Annotated in this window: 17 protein-coding genes, 1 other RNA gene and 1 pseudogene; 8 read left to right on the forward strand and 11 right to left on the reverse strand. The window is 63.8% G+C overall.

Going from position 1 to position 18,931, the window contains the following annotated elements; genetic code table 11:
* Positions 1 to 53 precede the first annotated feature (53 nt).
* Positions 54 to 1,154 (reverse strand): Glu/Leu/Phe/Val dehydrogenase dimerization domain-containing protein, encoded by a 1,101-nt coding sequence (locus tag XalbCFBP2523_RS06525; protein ID WP_012916997.1) that lies wholly within the window; start codon positions 1,152 to 1,154, stop codon positions 54 to 56.
* 197 nt (positions 1,155 to 1,351) lie between these two features.
* On the opposite strand from XalbCFBP2523_RS06525, the gene XalbCFBP2523_RS17325 reads away from it, so the two are divergent.
* Together XalbCFBP2523_RS17325 and XalbCFBP2523_RS06530 are read left to right on the forward strand one after the other, a co-directional pair.
* Complete coding sequence (locus tag XalbCFBP2523_RS17325) at positions 1,352 to 1,486, forward strand: hypothetical protein (RefSeq protein ID WP_268988927.1); 135 nt, start codon at positions 1,352 to 1,354, stop codon at positions 1,484 to 1,486.
* Between the two features lie 117 nt (positions 1,487 to 1,603).
* Positions 1,604 to 1,680: non-coding RNA, sX9 sRNA (locus XalbCFBP2523_RS06530), on the forward strand.
* A gap of 54 nt (positions 1,681 to 1,734) precedes the next feature.
* On the opposite strand, the gene cysK is transcribed toward XalbCFBP2523_RS06530, so the two are convergent.
* Positions 1,735 to 2,694: a cysteine synthase A gene (gene cysK, locus XalbCFBP2523_RS06535; protein WP_012916996.1), complete on the reverse strand. Its 960-nt coding sequence runs from the start codon at positions 2,692 to 2,694 to the stop codon at positions 1,735 to 1,737.
* A gap of 339 nt (positions 2,695 to 3,033) precedes the next feature.
* Between cysK and XalbCFBP2523_RS06540 the strand changes: the two genes are divergently transcribed.
* Complete coding sequence (locus tag XalbCFBP2523_RS06540; RefSeq protein WP_012916995.1) at positions 3,034 to 4,017, forward strand: LysR family transcriptional regulator; 984 nt, start codon at positions 3,034 to 3,036, stop codon at positions 4,015 to 4,017.
* 21 nt (positions 4,018 to 4,038) lie between these two features.
* Here the strand turns inward: XalbCFBP2523_RS06540 and XalbCFBP2523_RS06545 are convergent, their stop codons facing one another.
* A complete protein-coding gene (locus tag XalbCFBP2523_RS06545; protein ID WP_045766208.1) occupies positions 4,039 to 5,238 on the reverse strand; it encodes a GAF domain-containing sensor histidine kinase in 1,200 nt (399 codons plus the stop codon).
* Between the two features lie 258 nt (positions 5,239 to 5,496).
* On the opposite strand from XalbCFBP2523_RS06545, the gene XalbCFBP2523_RS06550 reads away from it, so the two are divergent.
* The 3 genes from XalbCFBP2523_RS06550 to XalbCFBP2523_RS06560 all read left to right on the forward strand — a co-directional run bounded on the left by XalbCFBP2523_RS06550 (position 5,497) and on the right by XalbCFBP2523_RS06560 (position 9,437).
* A complete protein-coding gene (locus tag XalbCFBP2523_RS06550; RefSeq protein ID WP_012916993.1) occupies positions 5,497 to 5,904 on the forward strand; it encodes a DUF2946 domain-containing protein in 408 nt (135 codons plus the stop codon).
* A gap of 75 nt (positions 5,905 to 5,979) precedes the next feature.
* Positions 5,980 to 8,031, forward strand: a complete 2,052-nt coding sequence (locus XalbCFBP2523_RS06555) for a TonB-dependent receptor (RefSeq protein ID WP_407071008.1) — start codon at positions 5,980 to 5,982, stop codon at positions 8,029 to 8,031.
* Entirely contained in the window at positions 8,031 to 9,437 is a 1,407-nt protein-coding gene (locus tag XalbCFBP2523_RS06560; protein ID WP_045766206.1) for a PepSY-associated TM helix domain-containing protein, read from the forward strand. The genes XalbCFBP2523_RS06555 and XalbCFBP2523_RS06560 overlap by 1 nt, the downstream gene beginning before the upstream one ends.
* Before the next feature lie 227 nt (positions 9,438 to 9,664).
* Here XalbCFBP2523_RS06560 and XalbCFBP2523_RS16765 read toward each other — a convergent pair whose 3' ends face one another.
* Entirely contained in the window at positions 9,665 to 9,814 is a 150-nt protein-coding gene (locus tag XalbCFBP2523_RS16765) for a hypothetical protein (RefSeq protein WP_162836145.1), read from the reverse strand.
* A gap of 134 nt (positions 9,815 to 9,948) precedes the next feature.
* Positions 9,949 to 11,373 (reverse strand): trypsin-like serine peptidase, encoded by a 1,425-nt coding sequence (locus tag XalbCFBP2523_RS06565; protein ID WP_045766205.1) that lies wholly within the window; start codon positions 11,371 to 11,373, stop codon positions 9,949 to 9,951.
* Positions 11,374 to 11,635: 262 nt separating this feature from the next.
* On the opposite strand from XalbCFBP2523_RS06565, the pseudogene XalbCFBP2523_RS06570 reads away from it, so the two are divergent.
* Positions 11,636 to 12,426 (forward strand): annotated as a pseudogene (locus XalbCFBP2523_RS06570) (SGNH/GDSL hydrolase family protein).
* Positions 12,427 to 12,507: 81 nt separating this feature from the next.
* On the opposite strand, the gene XalbCFBP2523_RS06575 reads toward XalbCFBP2523_RS06570, so the two are convergent.
* On the reverse strand, positions 12,508 to 13,218 hold the full coding sequence (locus XalbCFBP2523_RS06575) for an rRNA pseudouridine synthase (RefSeq protein WP_045766204.1): 711 nt from the start codon (positions 13,216 to 13,218) through the stop codon (positions 12,508 to 12,510).
* Positions 13,219 to 13,522: 304 nt separating this feature from the next.
* Here XalbCFBP2523_RS06575 and XalbCFBP2523_RS06580 point away from each other — a divergent pair, with 304 nt between their 5' ends.
* Positions 13,523 to 14,059, forward strand: coding sequence for a DUF2058 domain-containing protein (locus XalbCFBP2523_RS06580; RefSeq protein WP_045766203.1), 537 nt, complete (start codon positions 13,523 to 13,525; stop codon positions 14,057 to 14,059).
* Positions 14,060 to 14,083: 24 nt separating this feature from the next.
* Here XalbCFBP2523_RS06580 and XalbCFBP2523_RS06585 read toward each other — a convergent pair whose 3' ends face one another.
* The 5 genes from XalbCFBP2523_RS06585 to XalbCFBP2523_RS06605 form a co-directional block, all read right to left on the reverse strand.
* Positions 14,084 to 14,878: an EAL domain-containing protein gene (locus tag XalbCFBP2523_RS06585; protein WP_012916985.1), complete on the reverse strand. Its 795-nt coding sequence runs from the start codon at positions 14,876 to 14,878 to the stop codon at positions 14,084 to 14,086.
* A 72-nt stretch (positions 14,879 to 14,950) separates the two neighbouring features.
* Entirely contained in the window at positions 14,951 to 15,151 is a 201-nt protein-coding gene (locus tag XalbCFBP2523_RS06590) for a hypothetical protein (protein WP_012916984.1), read from the reverse strand.
* 16 nt (positions 15,152 to 15,167) lie between these two features.
* Positions 15,168 to 15,500, reverse strand: a complete 333-nt coding sequence (locus tag XalbCFBP2523_RS06595; protein WP_012916983.1) for a YkgJ family cysteine cluster protein — start codon at positions 15,498 to 15,500, stop codon at positions 15,168 to 15,170.
* A 358-nt stretch (positions 15,501 to 15,858) separates the two neighbouring features.
* The gene (locus XalbCFBP2523_RS06600; protein WP_045766202.1) at positions 15,859 to 17,217 is read right to left on the reverse strand and encodes an Hsp70 family protein; all 1,359 of its coding nucleotides are present in this window, start codon (positions 17,215 to 17,217) and stop codon (positions 15,859 to 15,861) included.
* A gap of 173 nt (positions 17,218 to 17,390) precedes the next feature.
* On the reverse strand, positions 17,391 to 18,479 hold the full coding sequence (locus XalbCFBP2523_RS06605) for an alkene reductase (protein ID WP_045766201.1): 1,089 nt from the start codon (positions 18,477 to 18,479) through the stop codon (positions 17,391 to 17,393).
* Between the last annotated feature and the right edge of the window lie 452 nt (positions 18,480 to 18,931).

The following is an 18,931-nucleotide window of genomic DNA, read 5'->3' on the forward strand; positions in this document are numbered from 1 at the left end:
GGTGGCGTTGGTCGGCCGCGATTCGGCCTAGGCTTTGCGCCATTGGACGTGCGCTATTCGCCGCGCAGATGCCCCATCGAACGCGGTGCCGTGCGGCCTAGCGGCAGTTTGAGTTTGCCAATGGCCTGCATGCGTGCCTCGGCGATGCGGTCGGCAGCCTGTTGCGGCGGGATATTTTCGCGCTCGGACAGGTCGAAGATCTTGCCGAGGTTGTGATACATGCTACGGATCAAGCGCATCGCGCGTTCGCGGTTGTATCCGTCGATTTCCAGCGATACGTTCATCACGCCGCCGGCATTGACCGCGTAATCCGGTGCGTAGAGGATGCCGCGGCGATGCAGTTCCTCGCCGACGGCCGCACTGGCCAATTGGTTGTTGGCGGTGCCGCAGACGATCTTTGCCTTCAATCGTGGCAGCTTGGCTTCGTCGATGGCATTTTCCAGCGCGCACGGAGCCAGCACGTCGGCGGCGACGTCATAGATCTCCTCGGGCGTCACCGCTTCGGCGCCGTATTCGGCGACCGCGCGCTCGACCAGCGTCGGATCCAGGTCGGTGACGTATAGCTTGGCGCCGCGCTCCTTGAGCAGCTTCACCAACTCCATCCCGATGTGGCCCAGGCCCTGCACCGCGATGCTGATCCTGCCGATTTCTTCGTGACCAAGTTTGCGTTGCAAGGAGGCCAGCAGCGCCTGCAGCGCACCGTAGGCGGTGAACGGGGCCGGATCGCCGGAGCCGCCGTGTACTTGGTGCACGCCGGTGACGTATTCGGTCTCCAGGTAGATCTGCTCCATGTCGTTGACGTCGGTGCCGACGTCCTCGGCGGTGATGTAGCGCCCGCCCAGCGAATCCACGTAGCGACCGAAAGCGCGGAACAGCGCCTCGGATTTGTCGGTTTTCGGATCGCCGATGATCACCGCCTTGCCGCCGCCGATGTTCAGCCCCGCCAGCGCGTTTTTGTAGGTCATCGTGCGGCTGAGCCGCAGTGCGTCCTGTAGCGCCGATTCGGTGTTGGTGTAGGGACGCATACGCACGCCGCCCAGCGCGGGGCCAAGGACGGTGTTGTGGATGGCGATGATCGCTCGTAGGCCGATATCGCGGTTGTGGCAGAAAACGACTTGTTCGTGGCCGGTGGTGGCAAGCGTTTCGAAAAGCATGAGGGCTCCGCTGGCGTTACAGGTGTCGAATACCGTGTTTCCAGGAACTTGCCTAGTTAAATGATTGAAAAACAAAAAACGCGACGGTTCCGGAACTGGCCCTGATCGTCGCGATACTGCATCTTAAATCAATTGTGCGCCAATGTAATGACCCACTGAAATCCCTGCGCGGGTGTGACGTTTCGAAGGAGACACCGATGACTGCAGTGGATGACTACAGTGATGGAGGAGGAGCAGATCAAGCCTTGGATGGCCGGCGCAAGTTGGCGGTCGTGGCAGAGCTTCTTCAAGGCAAGGCTAGGCTGGTCCAGGCCAGCGGCGGTTCGATCTGATGCCGGTGCAGATCGAGGGGGCATCGGCATCGGACCAAGACGGGCGATCCGTCTTGGGGGCGCTAACAAAACGACTGCGTCGCCGCTAGACGGGCGCTGGCAGTGCTCGGAATCCTCATGTACCCCCCTGTACACTGCGGTTCCTGCACACTGTCCGCGCCCACCCGACAGTGACGCGCGACGTTTTGTTAGCCACTCTTACTTCCGCGTTGCAGGCCGCGCTGTGGCCTGCAACGCGGTGGATGTGATTACGGCAGTCCGGCCAGCCAGTCGTCGTCGCTGCCTTCGTTGATGTCGGCGAACAGCGGTGTGGAGAAGTAGCGCTCGCCAGTGTCCGGTAGCATTGCCAGAATCACCGCACCGGGCGCGGCAGTCTCGGCCACCTGCAATGCGGTGGCGACGGTGCCGCCACCGGAAATGCCGGTGAAAATGCCTTCCTCCGCGGCGAGGCGGCGTGAGGTTGCGATGGCTTCGTTGTCCTCCACGCTCAGTACCGTGTCGTAGACCGAGCGGTTGAGCACCTCGGGGACGAAGTCGGGTGTCCAGCCCTGGATCTTGTGCGGCTTCCATTCCTGGCCTTGCAGCAACGCCGCACCGGCCGGTTCGCTGGCGATGATGCGCACCTCCGGGCGTGCGATTCGCAGCACTTCGCCGACACCGGTCAGGGTGCCGCCGGTGCCCCAGCCGCTGACGAAGTGGTCCAGCCGGCGGCCGGCGAAATCGCGCAGGATTTCCGTGGCGGTGGTGTTGCGGTGGTAGGCAGGATTGGCCGGGTTGGCGAACTGCCGTGCCAAAAACCAACCGTGTTCTTTGGCCAGTTCTTCTGCTTTGCGCACCATGCCGCTGCCGCGTTCTGCGGCCGGTGTCAGGATCACCTTGGCCCCATAGGCGCGCATCAACTTGCGCCGTTCGATCGAGAAGGTCTCCACCATGGTCGCGACAAAGTTGTAGCCGCGAGCGGCAGCGATCATTGCCAGGGCCACGCCTGTGTTGCCGGAAGTCGCCTCGACGATGGTGTCGCCGGGTTTGAGCAGGCCGCGCGCCTCGGCGTCGAGCACGATCCCCATGGCAAGGCGATCCTTGACCGAGCCACCGGGATTGAACGCTTCGACCTTGACGTACAGGCTGGTGTGCCTCGGTGCCAGACGTTGCAGCTTGACCACCGGCGTGTGGCCGATGGTGTCGAGGATGTTGTCGTAGATCGCCATTGCAGTGTCTCCGGAATGGGGGCGGGTCAGGCGGTGTGCATGAGCGGCGCCGCTGCCAGCCAGCAGGCGCGCCCGCGATACCGCCACAATCCTTTGTTCCCGCGCCAATGCCCTCCAGGGCAGTCTATCCGGCGCGGCCTTCTCGCGATCATGGTAATCAAAGCAGGACGCATGGTGGAGCGCAATACGGGATGGTGAAAGCAGCGACGACCTTAGCGTCCGCGCCTGATCGCTGGAAATCACCTCCTGTCTGGGGCCAATCGCTTTCGGTTATAAGCTGGGGCCGATTTCCACTAAAGTCGCGATTCCTATGCCAGATATTGTCTCGCCCTCGTTCCGATGACGCTGATCCAGCTTCGTTACCTCGTCGCCATCGTCGATGCCGACCTGAACATCACCCTGGCGGCGGCGCGCGTGCATGCCACGCAGCCGGGGCTATCCAAACAGCTGAAACAACTCGAGGACGAGTTGGGCTTTCTGTTGTTCGTGCGCAAGGGGCGTAGTCTGGAGGCGGTGACACCGCCGGGTCGGGAGGTGATCGCGCGCGCCCGCGCGGTGCTGGCCGAGGCCAATAATATCCGCACCTATGCCGCCAACCAGCGTCGCGAGAGCCAGGGCCAGCTCACCCTCATCACCACGCATACCCAGGCGCGTTTCGTGCTGCCGCCGGCGGTGGCGCGGATCAAGCAGCGCTATCGGCAGGTCAGCGTGCATTTGCAGCAGGCTGCCGAGAGCGCTGCGCTGGATTTGCTGGGACAGGGCGATGCCGACATCGCCATTGTCAGCACTGCCGGCAATGCGCCGGGTGCGGGTATCGCGGTACCGCTGTACCGCTGGCGGCGCCTGGTGCTGGTGCCGCGCGGACACGCCTTGGATATGCCGACGCGGGCGCCGGATATGGTGACGTTGGCGGCGCAGCCGTTGATCAGTTACGAATCCTCGACCCGTGCCGAATCTTCGTTGCAGCGTGCATTCGCTGGCCTCGGGTTGGAGCCGAGTATCGCGTTGACCGCGCTCGACGCGGATCTGATCAAGACCTACGTACGTACCGGGCTGGGCGTTGGCCTGCTGGCAGAGATGGCGGTCGACGCCAACGACACCGATCTGCGTGCATGGCCGGCGCCGGCGGAGATTCCCGAGTGCATCGCCTGGGCCGTGCTGCCGCGCGATCGCGTGTTACGTGACTATGCATTGGAGCTGGTGCATGCGCTTGCTCCGCAAATCGATACACGTGATCTGCGCCGGGTCATGGAGGGTAATCAACCACCGGATTGGCCGATGCCGCCGCGCTGGGAAGCGCTGACTCGGACCCGCATCGACTGATCTGGTGGCCGGGTCGGTGGCTCAGTTTTCTTTCTTTACCGGCAGCGTCACCGTGAAACGGCTGCCGTGGCCCTGGCGGCTGCGGACCTCGACGCCGCACCCGAGGGTGTCCGCTGCCCGGCGCACGATCCACAGGCCAAGGCCCAGGCCATCGCTGCGCGGATCGGCCTGACGGAAGGCCTGGAACAGGGTGCGCAGGCTATCCGGATCCATGCCGATGCCGCAGTCGATGATCTCCACGGCCACCGTGTTGCCGCGCCGGCGGCAGCCGACCAGGACCTTGCCATGCGCGGTGTACTTGACCGCATTTCCGATCAGATTGCCCAGCAACGTGGACAACAGCGGCGCGTTGCTGTGCACGCGCAGCGTGGTCGGCACGTTGCGCAGTTGCACTCCATTGGCTTTGGCCTGGGGGCGCCAGGTTTCCAGAATTGGCGCCAGCACCTCGGCCAGGGGCAGATCGTGCAAGGTCGGCAGGCTGAACTCGCCGCTGACCGCGCTGGTAGCCAGCGTGTCCAGCCCGGTCGCCACCTGATTCAAGGCTGCGCGCGCGGCATCCAGCGGCAATTCGCTGGCCTCGCCGAGCTGGCGTTGTACCTTGGCCAGCGCATAGGAGGCGGTGCGTAAGGGCGCTTTCAGATCGTGGCCGGCAATGGCCAGCAAGCGACTACGGTAGTGGCTGGATTCCTGTGCAAGATGCAGCGCTTTACGCAGTTCCAGTTGTGCCATCGACTGCCGCGCCAATGCGCGCAGTGCTTCGATCTGTTCGTAGGTGAGGTGCCTTGGGCGATGGTCCAACACGCAGACCGTACCCAGGGGCAGACCGTCGGAGGTCTTCAACAATGCGCCCGCGTAAAAATGCAAGTGCATCTCGCCGGTCACCAGGGGGTTGTTGGCGAAGCGTGGGTCCTCGCGTGTGTCCGGCACCAGCAGTAGATCGTCTTCCAGCAGCGCATGCGCGCACATCGAGACGGTCAGCGGGGTTTCCCGTATGCCCAGCCCGACCTCGCTCTTGAACCATTGCCGCTCGCTGTCGATCAGGCTGACCACGGCGATTGGGGTCTGGCAAATCAGCGCGGCCAGCCGGGTGATATCGTCGAAGGCGGGTTCGCGCGGCGTATCCAGGATCGCGTAGCTATGCAGGGCATCCAGACGCAGCACTTCGTTGTGCGGCTTGATGGCGCAATAAACAGGGAGAACGGTGGATTCGTTGGTGGACATGCGGCCCGGTCCGACGGCAGAAGAACCCAAGTCTAGGGTATCGCGTGCGATGCTGCCGACGTTGCGCCCTTGGGGCGCTCGCGCTGGCGGCCTGCGTTGCGTGTTGGCCCGGCCATACGCCAGGGGATGCTTCGCCCATCGTGTGTCGGTGAAGAGCGTATGCATACCGTGTTGTGCGGGGAGCGTCGATAGTCGGTCGGCTCGACGGCTGCGGCGACACGTCGCGTTGGCGTGCCGGTGGGCGTGTACTAGACTGGGATGATGTTCCGTCTCCGCCAGCCACCGTCGTTGTGGGCCGCGCTCGCCGTGTTGGCGATCGGGTTGCTGTTGCTGGCGCCGTTGATCAGTCGTTGCCAGCAGGCGCCCTCTGGTGAGGTGGCGTTGCATGGCCAGGCGTTGTGCACCAGCAGCGGCCTGCGCCTGCCGGGGCTCGCGGGCAGTGCGTTACCGGTGCAGGCCGGACATCACGACGACGCTGGGCTGGCGCACGCACCGCTCTGCGATTACTGCTTGTTGGCCGCGCGTCTGTTGCCGTGGATGGCATTGCTGTTGGTATTGCTGCCCTGGCGCGGTACACCCGCTCCCGACGCGTCTGTATGCAGTGTTTTTGCCACGGCCGATTTCGGTCGCGCACATCCCGCACGCGGACCTCCGCTGTTCTGTTGATCCATAGGTTGGTTGTTTACGTGCTGCGACCTCGTCGCGGCAGGTCCTTCCTTTGTATCGATGGAGTCATCGATGATGCGTTTTCTCTACATGCCGACGGCGGCGTGCTGCTGCGTCTGTGCCGCGGTGGTCGCGCCGGCGCGCGCCGAGGTCGACGCACCGCCGGTCGCTGCCGGCGACTCTGTGTTGACGTTGGGCAAGGTCCAGGTCGCCTCGCCGCTCGCCGCTGGTTCCAGTGCGCGCAACGTGTTCAGTTCCGTGGACATCCTCGGCGGCGATTTGTTGCAGGATCAGCATGTCGATAACACTTCGGCACTGCTGTTGCGCGCGCCTGGTGTGCAAGTCACCCAGTTCAAAATGGGGACCGAGGGCGGTACGTTTTCCTTTCGTGGTTTCAACGGCGAAGGTCGGGTCAATGCGGTCAAGCTGCTGATCGACGGCATTCCCAGTAACGACAATAACGGCGCCATGCCTTATCTGGATGCGGTGTTCCCGCTGGATATCGCCGCGCTCGAAATCGTGCGTGGCACCAACGATCCGCGATACGGCCTGAACGCGATCGCCGGCAGCGTGGAAGTGCTGACGCGCAGCGGCGGCAACGATGGACGTGCCAGCGTCACCGTCGGCAGTTTCGGCACCCGCGAGGTGCAGGCGCTGCAAGGCATCGAGCACGGTGGCTGGAGCCAGAACTACTTCGCCGCCTGGCGCGATAGCGATGGTTACCGCGACCATGCCGACGCGCGTAAACGCGTGTTCGCCGGCAAGTGGTTCTACACAGACCCGGATGCGCGTTGGCGTGCCGGGCTCAGCATGCGCTACTACCACGACGCGGCCTTGGAAGCGGGGTATCTGGATGCCGCCACGGCGCAGAGCGCGCCGCGCAGTTCGCCGGATTACGCGCGCGATGACCGCAGCGAACGCCAGACCGGGCAGGTCGGGCTACATCTTGATGCGCGCCTGGCCGACACCGTGCACAGCAGTACGACGCTGTACTGGAATCGCTACCAGAACCAGCGATGGGTGCGCTTCACCGCGGCTGGCTTGCAACAGGAACGCGATACCGACGAGACCCAGCGTGGCTTGCTGAGCAAGCTCAGTTGGGGGCCGCATGTGGATTGGGCGGAATCGTTCGCGCTGGAAGGCGGAGTCGATGGGCAATGGCAGGACAACGCCTCGCAGCGTTATCGCACCGTGGCGCGGGTACGCACCGCGCCGTTACGCGACTGGGATTTCGATCTGCACACGCGTGGCGCCTACGTGCAGGTGGTATTGCGGCCGAATGCGGGTCTGCAACTGGTGCCAGGCTATCGTGTGGATTGGGTGGGTGGGCAGTTCCGCGATCTGTCCAGCGGTGCGCGTTATCCGGCCTACGCCTACGGCACCATCCGGCAACCCAAATTCGGCGCGGTGTACACGCTGACCGCGCAGACCAGTGCCTACGCCAACATCGGTCGCAGTTTCCAGATTGGCAGCGGCAATGGCGCCTATCGCACCCAATCGCGCGATCTGGCGCCGTCGTTCAACGACGGCTGGGAGACCGGATTGAAGTTCGTCGGTGCGCAACAGCGTTGGGACGCGCGTGTGGCGTACTGGGAACAGCGTGCTTCCGACGAAGTGGCCACCATCTTCGGGGTCAACGGCAGCGTCGGCACGAGCGAGGTCGGTAACGTCGGCAAGACCCTGCGTCGCGGCTGGGACGCGCAACTGAACCTGCATCCGGACGAACGCTGGATGCTGTGGCTGGCGTATTCGCGGCAACGGGCGTTGATTGAGACCCCGGACCCGAGTGCGCCGACGACACGTGGTAAGGAGATCGAAAACGTGCCGCACTTTCTGGCCAGTGCCGGTGTCGACTGGCAGGCGACATCGCGGTTGAAACTCTCGGTCTGGGGTAACGCGCAGGGCGATTACTACGTGGAGCGCAGCAATACCCTGGGCCGTTACGGCGGTTATGCGTTGGCCAATCTGGGTGCGGCCTGGGACTGGGGAGCGCAGCGCGAGATCTCCGTGCAACTGAAGAACCTGACCGATCGCCACTACGTGTATGTCTGGTACGACAGCGGTTCTTCCGGTCAATCGCCCGGCGACGGCCGTGCCCTGTACGTCACCTTGAGCTGGGGTTGGTGATGACACGCAGCATGATGGCGGAGGTTGTGCCACCGGCGCGTTTTTACCGTGCGGTGTGGCGCTGGCATTTCTACGCTGGCTTGCTGGTGCTGCCGTTTCTGATCTGGCTGGCGTTGACCGGTGCGGCATTCGTCTATCAGCAGCCGATCGACGGCTATTTCCATCGCGCGCTGAAGACGGTGACGGTGTCCGCTGACGCACGAGCGCTGCCGCCGCAGCGACTGCTGGATGCAGCGTTGGCGGTGCAGCCGGGGCAGGCGTTGCGTTACACCACGCCGGTGCGTTCCGACGCTTCGGCGGAAGTGACCATCGCCGCCGCCGATGGGCGTCACATGGTGGTGTACGTGGATCCCTATCGGGCGCGGGTGCTTGGCCGTTTGCCCGAGCATGGCACCGTGGCCTGGACCATCCGCCGCTTGCACAGCCTCGACTACGTCGGCTGGTTCGCCAGAGCGTTGATCGAAGTGGCCGCGGGCTGGGCGATTTTGCTGGTGTTGACTGGGATCTATCTGTGGTGGCCACGCGGGCGGCGCGCGGGCGTGACCCGTGTGCGCGGACGGCCACCACAGCGGAGGTTCTGGCGCGATGTGCATGCGCTTACTGGCAGTGTCGTCGGCGCGATGCTGTTGTTTCTGGCGCTGACCGGATTGCCGTGGTCGTGGTTCTGGGGCGCGCAGGTCAACCGGCTCGCCAATGGCCATCACTACGGTTATCCGGCCGGGCTGCGGGTGAATCTGCCCATGTCCGCGCAGCGCCTGGGCGAGACCGAGGTGCCGGCCTGGTCGTTGCGTCAGGCGCGCGTGCCTGAATCGGTGCTGTCGTCAGCCGCACCAGCAACCACGCATGCGATGCGCACCGCCGAGGACGCAAGTGCCGCGATGACCGTTGCCGGCCAGGCCGCCATTGCAATTGGCCTGAACGCGGCGGTGGCACGCTTTCGAGCGCGCGGCATCGCTGCCGGTTACAGCGTGGCCTTGCCGCGTGGTCCCCGCGGCGTGTACACCGCCTCGGTGTATCCGCCGGACTTGGCGCAGCAGCGCGTGATTCATCTGGATCAATACAGTGGCAAGGTCCTGCTGGATATGCGCTACGCCGACTACGGCCCGCTGGCCAAGGCGTTGGAGTGGGGCATCAACGTGCACATGGGGCAGGAGTATGGCTGGTTCAATCAGGTACTTTTGATCGCCTCGTGCTTTGGCATCGGGGTGTTGTGTGTCAGCGCCGTGCTGGTGTGGTGGAAGCGGCGCCCGGCCCGCGCGCTGGGTGTGCCGCCACCACCGGACTGGCGCACGTTGCGCGTTGTGGTCGCGTTGTTGGCGCTCGGTGGGGCGCTGTTCCCGTTGGTTGGCTTATCGCTGATGCTGATGCTGGCGCTGGATTGGTCGCTGGTGCTGCGGCACGAGTGAACGCGCTGGCGATGGGGCACTGCTTTCGCAGCGGTTCCGCTGGCTCTGTGGCAGGGAGCTCGTTGCGATCGGCCATGTCGGAAATCTCGCTATGGCCTCAATCATGGGGAAATCGCTCAGTCCGGTTCTCGTGTTGCTCTTGCAAGTTGAGAGCGTCCAGCGACTGAGCGCCGATGTCCTGCGATAGAGTGCAGTGCGGTGCTGATGGCACCTGATCGTTCTTGTCTTCAGGTCGCGCTGTCGGGCGTCCCACTGGTGTTTGCGGCTGCCTTGGCCGCGTCGCGTGCTTCGCGTTTGCGCGCTTCCTTCTCGTCCTGCTGTTTCTTCTTGGCCAGTTCGCGCTGACGTTTTTCAAAGGAGTAGTTGGGCTTGGCCAAGTGATGTCTGCTTGTCGGTGGTAGATGGCCAGTGTAACCGCTGCGCGGCGCAGTGGCAGAAACGGACAGGCCGCCCGGTTGGGGCGGCCTGTCCTGACGCAGGAGTACGAGTGCGGTACTCCTTGCTCTTGGGCTTACTTGCTCAGGTATTTCCGGATGTGTGGATACACGTCCGAGAAACGCGAGTAGTAATCGGGCTCTTTCGGCGTTTTGCAGGACGAGCCGCCATCGAACAGGCCGCCGCGCAATTGGTAAGCGCCGTTGTCTTTGACGGTGAACAGGGCCGAACCGGACGAACCATCCTCGGTGACACCGGCCTTCCATTGCACGCGGTACAGCGGCGACTTGTCTTCGAACGAACGGGATAGGGCCGTCACGTTGCCCAACGAATACTTTTTCACGTCGCCTTGGGGGTGATGAATGCCGATGATCGGGGTGCCTGTTGAAGGGATCGCCTGACTGGTCCATCCGGCGAAAAATGCTCCGCTCGGCGGTGCGGTCTTCAGCTCCAGCAAGGACACGTCGCGGGTATCGTTGGTGTAGCGTACATAAGCACCGCCGCTGAGCGTGGCGTACTCCGGATTGATCTTTGAACCATTACAGGTGGTGGCATCGTAGAACCAGTAGGTCTGCAAAGTGTTGGCCACATCCTGGGTGCTGATGCAGTGAGACGCAGTCCAGAACAGGAATTTCTTCGGCGTATTGAGGTTGTTGAGCAGAGTGCCGGTGCAGGTGAAGGTGGAGCCGTCTTTGTTGGTGATCAGCATGCGCGCCACCGACTTGGTGGCCGAGATGAAGCCGGGCGTCGGATTGGTGCGGCACGCGACGTCGTGCTCGCATGAGCCGCTCTCGCCGCTCATTGGCTGCATCATCGCGTCGTTGGCGACAGGACTGATGTCCATGTGCGAAACCTTCGGCATCTTCAACGTGAAGTTCTGTGGGGACTGGCCTTTCGGCAGTTCGATTTCCACCACCATGCGCGCGCCAGCGACCACGGCCGACCAGCCTGGTGCGCTACCGGCGAAATAGGCACCGTTCTGTTCGAACACGCGACCATCCTTGCTGGCGAAGCGTAGCGTCGCTTGACTCGGATCGCCTGGGTGAGCGCCGCTGCCGCTGAGTTGCAGCGCCACGCGCAGCGCTGCGGCATTGGTGGAGCTGATCTCGAAGCTGGTCACCTGCGCGCCGTCGGACAGTGTCTGCCAGTGAAGATGGCCCAGGTCGATGTCCGGCTTGACGATATCGCGTGAGAAGCCGATTTGCAGTGGCTTTCCCTGTTTGACTTGCTGTCCGCGTAATTGCTGAATCTTGGCGGTGCTGACGCTGTCGGGCGCGGGCAGTGCGATCAGGGCGTGCGCGTGCGCGCTATCTGCGGCGAGACTGCTATTTGCGGCGAGGCTGTGCAGTTCCGCCCCGCCCAGTGCAGCGGCGTTCGGCGGAGTGTCGACTGCGGCGGAATCCATCTCGTCGGCCACGGGTGGAGGGTTTGCGATGGCCGTGGAAGACAGGCCCGCGATGCTGGCGAGCAATGCGATAGACAGGGCATGTTTGCGACTCATGGATCATCCTTATTGCGTATTACTTCAGGTGGCATCAGGCGGGTTGCCTGATGGCGATTGCGACACTTTTTCAAGTGTTCCTCCAAGCCTAAAACAGGCGCAGTTGCGATAGCGTGTCTGGGATGTGTTTTCTGCGTCATGACATAAGTTCCCTTAGTTTTTCGTGAGTATGCGCACATTTTGGTGGCGGCCCGGCTGCTGTTGCGGATGCCGGAAACCCTCCTGCTTGCACAGGAGGGCCGCACGTATCTGGAGTCGAGCGATGAAATGCCTGCCGTTGTTGTGCGTTGTCCTCGCCGTGTGGGTCACGACGCTGGGTGTGGTGTACGCCGCACCGGCGCCTGGCGCCGCCCTGGAGGGTAAGGTCACGCGTGCGCCTGACACGCTCAAACCCAGCGACGTGATGGCGATGCAGCAGCGGCTGTTGGATTGGGCGCAATTGCAACGCTATCGTGCCGATACGCCGCCCTGGCAGCGTCGGCCATGGGGGCGCGGCGAGTGGTGTTCTATGGCGACTCCATCACCGATGCATGGGGGCGCAGGGAAGGGACACACTTCTTCCCCGGTAAATCCGGCTACGTCAACCGGGGTATCTCCGGGCAGACCACCGCACAAATGCTGGTGCACTTGCGTCAGGACGTGATCGATTTGAAACCAGCGGTGGTGGTGATCCTGGCCGGCACCAACGACCTTGCGGGCAATACCGGGCTTTCCACGCTGGGCATGATCGAGGACAACCTACGCTCGATGACCGAACTGGCCCAGGCCAATCACATCAAGGTGGTGCTGGCATCGGTGTTGCCCGTCAGTGACTATCCGTGGCGGCCCGGCTTGCAGCCGGCGGGCAAGGTCCGCGCGCTTAACGCCTGGATGCGGGAGTACGCGCAGCACCAGGGTGCGGTGTATCTGGACTACTACGGCGCTTTGAGCAACCGCGAGGGTGGGATGGATAAAGCCGTGGCGATCGATGGTGTGCATCCCAACAACGCCGGCTATGCGCTGATGGCGCCGTTGGCTGAGCAAGCGATACAACGCGCGCTGGCGCACCACTGAGCGTAGTGGCGCGCATGATGGGCCGAGTCGTGCGCGCTGCCATGGCTAGAGGGTGCAGGTTGTACGGTGTCTCCGTGCGGCTCAGAAGCGCTCGCTGTTCGGCAGATAGCGCCACTCGCCCGACGCCAGCTTGCCCAGTGCAATGCGACCGATGCGCAGGCGCCGCAATCCGATCACCTCCAGCCCCACCTGTGCGCACATGTCATGCAACTGACCGGGTTGCACTTGTTTGATCGCGAAACGCAGGCGATCCTCGTTCTGCCAGCTGACCTTGCATGGCGGCAATGTGCGCGATCCGTGGCGTAGGCCGTGGGCGAGCCGGTGCAGGCCATAGGGCAGCAGGTCGCCGCGCACTTGGACCACGAACTCCTGTTCGATTGTGGCGGCGTCCTCGTTGAGTCGGCGCAGCACGCGGCGGTCCTGGCTGAGCACCAGCAGCCCGCTGGCTTCCTGCTCCAGTGGCAACGGCATGCTCAGGTGCAGGAAGTGGCGTTTGAGCATGCGCCTGTCGGTCGGATCCAGCCTGCTGCGCGTCGCGGGACTGGCCAGTGCCAGTGCTTGCGCCGCAGTCAGTCCAATGGGTTTGTGCAGCAGCAAAGTGGCCGCGTCGTCCACTCCCAACTGCGCATCGGGTGCCAGTGTCACATGCTGCGTGGTGATGTTGGCCTGGGGTTCCTCGACCACGATGCCGTCCACGCTGACCCAGCCGCCTTCGATGTACTGCTGGGCTTCGCCGCGCGAGCAGTGCAGCATGGCGGCGAGGTATTTGTCGAGGCGAATGGGGGCGGACATCGGCGTCGCTGCAATCGGTGGGCGGGCAGTGTAAGGGCGCGGCGGTTGTCCCGCCACGCGGCCGGACTCCGATGTCGGACGAAATTCAACGCGATGAGTTGCTGGCGCAGATCAAACGCCAATGTGGAGCCGGCACCATGCGTGCGCATCGTGGGGATGGAAGAGATTGTTGCGTACGCTTTTTTTCGGTGACATTGGAATTGGTGCATGGCGCTCAGGTGATGTGCTCGGGTGCTATGCGCGATGCTGACGCGTGCAGCGGGTATCATTCGGTTCCTAGATAGCGGTTCCGCGGAAGGTTTCGATGCGTAATCCCTTGCAGGAGCAGTTGCTCAAGGCCGGTTTGGTCAAGAAGAGTCAGGTGTCCCAGGTGGCACGGGAACAGGCCAAGGCGCGTCAGGGCAAGTCACCGCCGCCGCCCAGTGCCGAACAAGTGGAGAGCGAGCGGCTGCGCCAGGAACGGGTGGAGCGCGACCGCGCTCTGGCCGCCGAGCGCAATGCGCAGCTGCGGGCGCAGGAGCAGCGCGCGCAAGCGCGACAGATCGTGGAAAGCCACAAACTCAAGGCTGATGGCGAGATCGACTATCACTTCGTCGATGCTGGAAAAATTCAACGGCTGCGGGTGGATGCGGCGTTGCGCGCGCAGTTGATCGCCGGCAGCGTGGTGATCGCGCGGCTGGAGGCGGGTTATGCGCCGATTCCGCGTGCGGTGGTGGACAAGGTCGCCAGTCGCGATCCGACGGCGATCATATTCGACGCCTTGGCAGCGCCGCTTGCCAGCAGCGGGGAGGACGATCCGTATTACAGCCGTTTTCAGGTGCCTGACGATCTGATCTGGTAAGTGCGCGGATCAGCGAGCGCGGTGTCAGCCTGTGCCTTCCAGACGTTTCCACAGTGCGGTGGGGATGCGCGGCAACGCTTCCAATGCGGGCTTGGCGAACAGATAGCCCTGGTATAGGTCGATTCCCAGCGTGCGCAAGGCATGGTACTCGGCAGGCGTTTCAACGCCTTCTGCGAGCACGGTGCAGCCGAGTGCAGCGGCCATTTGCACGATACCGCCGACGATGTGCCGACGTGTTGCGCTGGTATCGATGCCATGGATCAGGCCGATGTCCAGTTTGATTAAGTGCGGTTGGAAATCGGCGAGTAAATTGAGGCCGGAATGGCCGGCGCCGAAATCGTCGATCGCGGTCAGAAAACCATGCTCTGCGCAGCGGTTCAGGATCTGCATCACTTTGGGTAGGTCGGTGATGTATTCGGATTCGCTGAGTTCGAAGATCAGTCCGCTGATCGGCATGCCGAAGCGCTCGGCGGCGGCCAGGGTCATACGAATGCAAGTCGTCGGCTCGTACATCGCATTGGGGATGAAGTTGATCGACAGGCGCGTGCGCAAGCCCAGGCGAGTGGCGGTGGCAATTGCCTGCACCCGGCAGGTTTGATCGAAGTGGTGCAGTTGCTCTGGCCGGACACGTCCTAACATGGCGGCGGCGCTGCTGCCGTCTTCGCCGCGGACCAGCGCCTCGTAGGCGTAGATCGTGCGTGTGGCGGCATCGACGATCGGCTGGAACGCCATGTGCACTGCGAAATCCAACGGTTCTGCGTCGCCGCAGTTGCCGTAAGCAGGCTGGCCCAGTTCCGCGGACTGAGAACGCAGAATCATACGGGATCGTGATGGCGACGAAGAGCAGACAGTATGCGTAGTCGGCGTGAAGACCGCGCATAGTGCGCGCGTCTAGCCGGCTTCGAGTTCGCCGACTTTCTTCAGTACGCGGGTGGTGCCGAGCACTTCGATGCGGCCGCCGGCCTTGCGGAAGGCGGCCATGTCCGCCTCGATACGCTCGCGGCTGAGGCCCTTCTGCGTCTTGTCGACGGCATTGGCGCCGCGCCCGAGTTTGTTGCTGGACGCAGTGGTCTTGCTGATGGGGCGTGCCATGGTCGAACTCCTGAAATCAGTACATTGTCAACGGAATGCCACGCCGCAACTGGTCGTTGTGGATGCGGCGGATGTCGCGGCAGTACGGACCTGCCATGGTGAACTTGCGGCAGATCGCCGGCCGTTGCGCGTAGATCGAGCAACACATGCGCTTGCTGTCCACGGCCACGCACCAGCCCTCCTCGTCGCGCGCCATCGCGAGCAGGCCGTCGCGGGTGTGTTCGGTGAGGTGTTTGGGGATTTGGTCCTCGGGCATCAGCAGCACGGTCAGACGGCAGCAAATCGCATCGCAGCGGTCGCAGGCAATGGTCGTTTTGCTGCTGTGCGGCGGTGCCGTTGGCGTCTTCATGGGCGGTTGCGGCTGTTACGCTGCTGGGCAGAACGATGCACACAAGAAACGGCGGCGTGATCCGTCCAGGTGCGCGGATGCGGTTGGGAAATAACGGCGGACACGGGCGCTCCCGGTGAAGCAGGCTCGGCGATGGGGTAGAGCCTGGAGCGAGAAGGGGGCGAGTCGGGCGACAGAAAGGGAGGGCCGGACGAGACGCGTGTAACGACTTGATGCTGAAGCGTATTAACGCATATTACGCCAGTCGCGACGGGCGCGTATGAACGGGGTTGGTTTACCCCCGGACACGCTGTTGCGGTTTTAGGGGATAGCGGTTTCGTTACCCGTGTGGTGGCCGAGGGATGGGCCGCGTCGCTGCTCAGTCGTGTGCTGCGGCCAGCGCCAGGCCCTGTACCACTCCGAACGCGGGATCGCCATGCACCAGGCGTGCCTGCGGGAATGCGGCGGCGACCAGTTGCTGCAAATCCTTGGCGCGCGACATGCCACCGGTCAGAAAGACGGCGGCCGGATCGCCGCCGATCTCCTGGCGCACCTGTGCGAGCAGTGCTTCCAGCGCGTCGCGATAACTGCGCGCGGCCTGTGACAAGGCCTCGGCACACACCTGCACTTGTAGCCCGGTTTCGATGTATTCCAGGGTTTCGCTATGCTGCGCGGTGTCGCTGAGACGGATCTTGCTGCGTTCCACCGCGCGGTACAGGCGCGCGGTGTTGCCTGCGTGCTGCAGGGCTTGCAGGCGCGCGTCGTAGGGCGAGGGCACCGCATCGTAGCGATGCTGGCGAAAGTCGCGCTGGCGGGTGGTGTCCTGCACCATCGCCGCCTCCACGTAGTGGTGCGAGGGTACTCGCGTGATCCCGCGGCCGAACAGTGGCATGAAGCAGGCCAGGCTCAGCGCCAGGTCGATGTCGGTGCCGCCACGGGCGATGCCCCAGGCGCGATGGACCTGCGGCGCTGCGTCGCCGCCGACGCTGGCATGGGCGATGTCGGTGGTGCCGCCGCCGATGTCCACCACCACCGCATCGTGTCGCTCGCGGCTGACAGCGTGGTAGTGCATGGCCGCAGCGGCTGGTTCTTCCAGAAACGCCACGTCGTCGAAGCCGGCGGTGATCGCCGCGTCCTGCAGAATCTCCAGTGCTTGCGCGTTGCCGGCTTCGCCGATCGAACTGCGGAACTGCACCGGGCGTCCGAGCAGTGCGCGCCGCACCTGCACGCCGAGCTGTTGCGAGGCGGTCAGGCGGATGTGTTCGAGGATGTGTGCGGCAATGCCGGCGATGGTCTGGCGCGCGCGCGGATGCAGGTTGTAGCCCAGCATTGATTTGGGACTCTGCACCAGGTTGCCTTCCCCCTCGACGAAATACGCGTCCAGTGCGGCATCGCCGTAGACCGCATTCTGCAACAGTGCTGCGGAACTGCGCGGTTCGCGGATCTGCGTTTCCATCCACTGTCGCCGCACCACCCGGATCGCATCGCGGCGCAGTGCATCGCGGCTGCGTTCGCGTCCAGCGGCGATGGTATCGCGGTGACCGGTGTCGATCAGTTCCTGCACCTGTTGTTCCAGCGCGGGGGTCAGGTCGAAATCGGCCGGGTCGCGCATTGCCTCGGGGAAGTAAACCGTGGTGCGGAACTGCAATTGCTCGCCGAAGCCGATCTGCACCACGTGGCCATCGATCACTGCGGCGGCGGCGGAATTGCTGGTGCCAAAGTCGATGCCGAGTCGCATGGCGCTGCCGGGAACGGGACGGGCGCGCACTGTGTGCTAAGCAGCGCGGCGATGCAAGCGTTGCCGGTCATGCGTGCGACCCGTGTCGGCGGTCGGCATGCTGGCAAGGTGAGGCGTTGCAAGACCTGAGTGCCACGGCGGCGGCAGTGGTGCGTCGCCGCCGTCTGCATGGGTCAGTCCAGTGTCGGGTAGTCGGTATAGCCCTTGGCGCCACCGCCGTAGAGCGTGTCCGCATTCAACGCGTTCAGCGGGGCGTTGCGGCGCAGGCGTTCCACCAGGTCCGGATTAGCGATGAAAGGACGTCCGAATGCCACCGCGTCGGCGCGACCAGAGGAAATCGTCTCTTCTGCCATGGCCTTGTCGTAGCCGTTGTTGACCAGCCAAGGGCCGTGGAATTTTGCTCGAAGCGTGGCATAGTTGAAGGCGATGTTGTCGCGGGGGCCGCCGGTGGCGCCTTCGATCACGTGTACAAAGGCCAAGCCCAGCGGGTCCAAGCGTTCCAACGCACGCTCGAACAGCGGCTGTGGATTGCTGTCGCGTGCATCGTTGGCGGGAGTGACCGGCGATAGGCGCACGCCGGTGCGCTCGCCACCGATTTCCTGCGCCACCGCCTGCACCACTTCCAACAGCAGCCGTGTGCGGTTCTCGATGCTGCCGCCGTACGCGTCGTCGCGGTGATTGCTGCCGTCGCGCAGGAATTGGTCGATCAGATAGCCGTTGGCGGCATGCACTTCCACGCCGTCGAAGCCGGCGGCGATGGCGTTGCGCGCGGCGCGGCGGTAGTCCTCGATCAGCCCGGGAATTTCGTCCAGGCGCAGTGCGCGTGGTGTCGATACGTCGGTGAAGCCGTCGGCGGTATAGGTCTTTGCATCCGCGCGCAATGCGCTGGGTGCCACCGGCGCGGCGCCGCCTGGGAGCAGGCTGACATGCGAAATTCGGCCGACATGCCACAATTGCAGCACGATCTTGCCGCCGCGGCGATGCACGGCATCGGTGATCGGCTTCCAGGCCGCGACCTGTGCGTCGTTGTAGATTCCCGGCGTGTCCTTATAGCCTTGTCCCATCGGGCTGATCTGGGTGGCTTCGGCCACGATTAAGCCGGCGCTGGCGCGTTGACCGTAATACTCGGCGGCCAGTGCGCTGGGCAGGCGATCCTCGCCTTCGGCGCGGTTGCGGGTCAGTGGCGCCATCACAATGCGGTTGGCCAGTGCGATTGCGCCCAGGCGCACTGGCGTGAACAGCGGGGAAGCGGTCTCGGTCATCGGGAGTCCTCTGTGTGGGTGGGCCAAGGTGCCTGCAGCGCGATGCTGCCAGGATTCGCGACTGCAGAGATGGGGATGGCGGTGCCGATTTCGCGTCGGTTTCTTGGGACAGTGCGTTGCTGCTGCTGGGTGTGCCGGACGTCAGCGTGGCCTGGCGTGCTTGGATGCGCAACATCGCCTTGGGGTCGGTGCAGGGCGGCCGCGACGTGCATGCGTCTGGCTTGGTTGCGTCCATGCACTGTGCGCGCTTGGCCATGCCGCGTTTGTATCTACCCGTTGTGGACGCGTGCGGCAAGTGTGTGCAGAAGAGTGGTGAAACGACTGCGTTGTCGGCGGACAGCGGCGGGCAGTGCTAGTGTCCGGAATTCTCTTGCCGAGCGATTTATCACATGCGCGCTAGGATGTGGCGGCGTGTGCCAACCTATGTCGCATCCTTGGCTGCGTGGTCGTGT

This window comes from Xanthomonas albilineans, from assembly GCF_002939705.1.
GTDB classification, from domain to species: domain Bacteria; phylum Pseudomonadota; class Gammaproteobacteria; order Xanthomonadales; family Xanthomonadaceae; genus Xanthomonas_A; species Xanthomonas_A albilineans.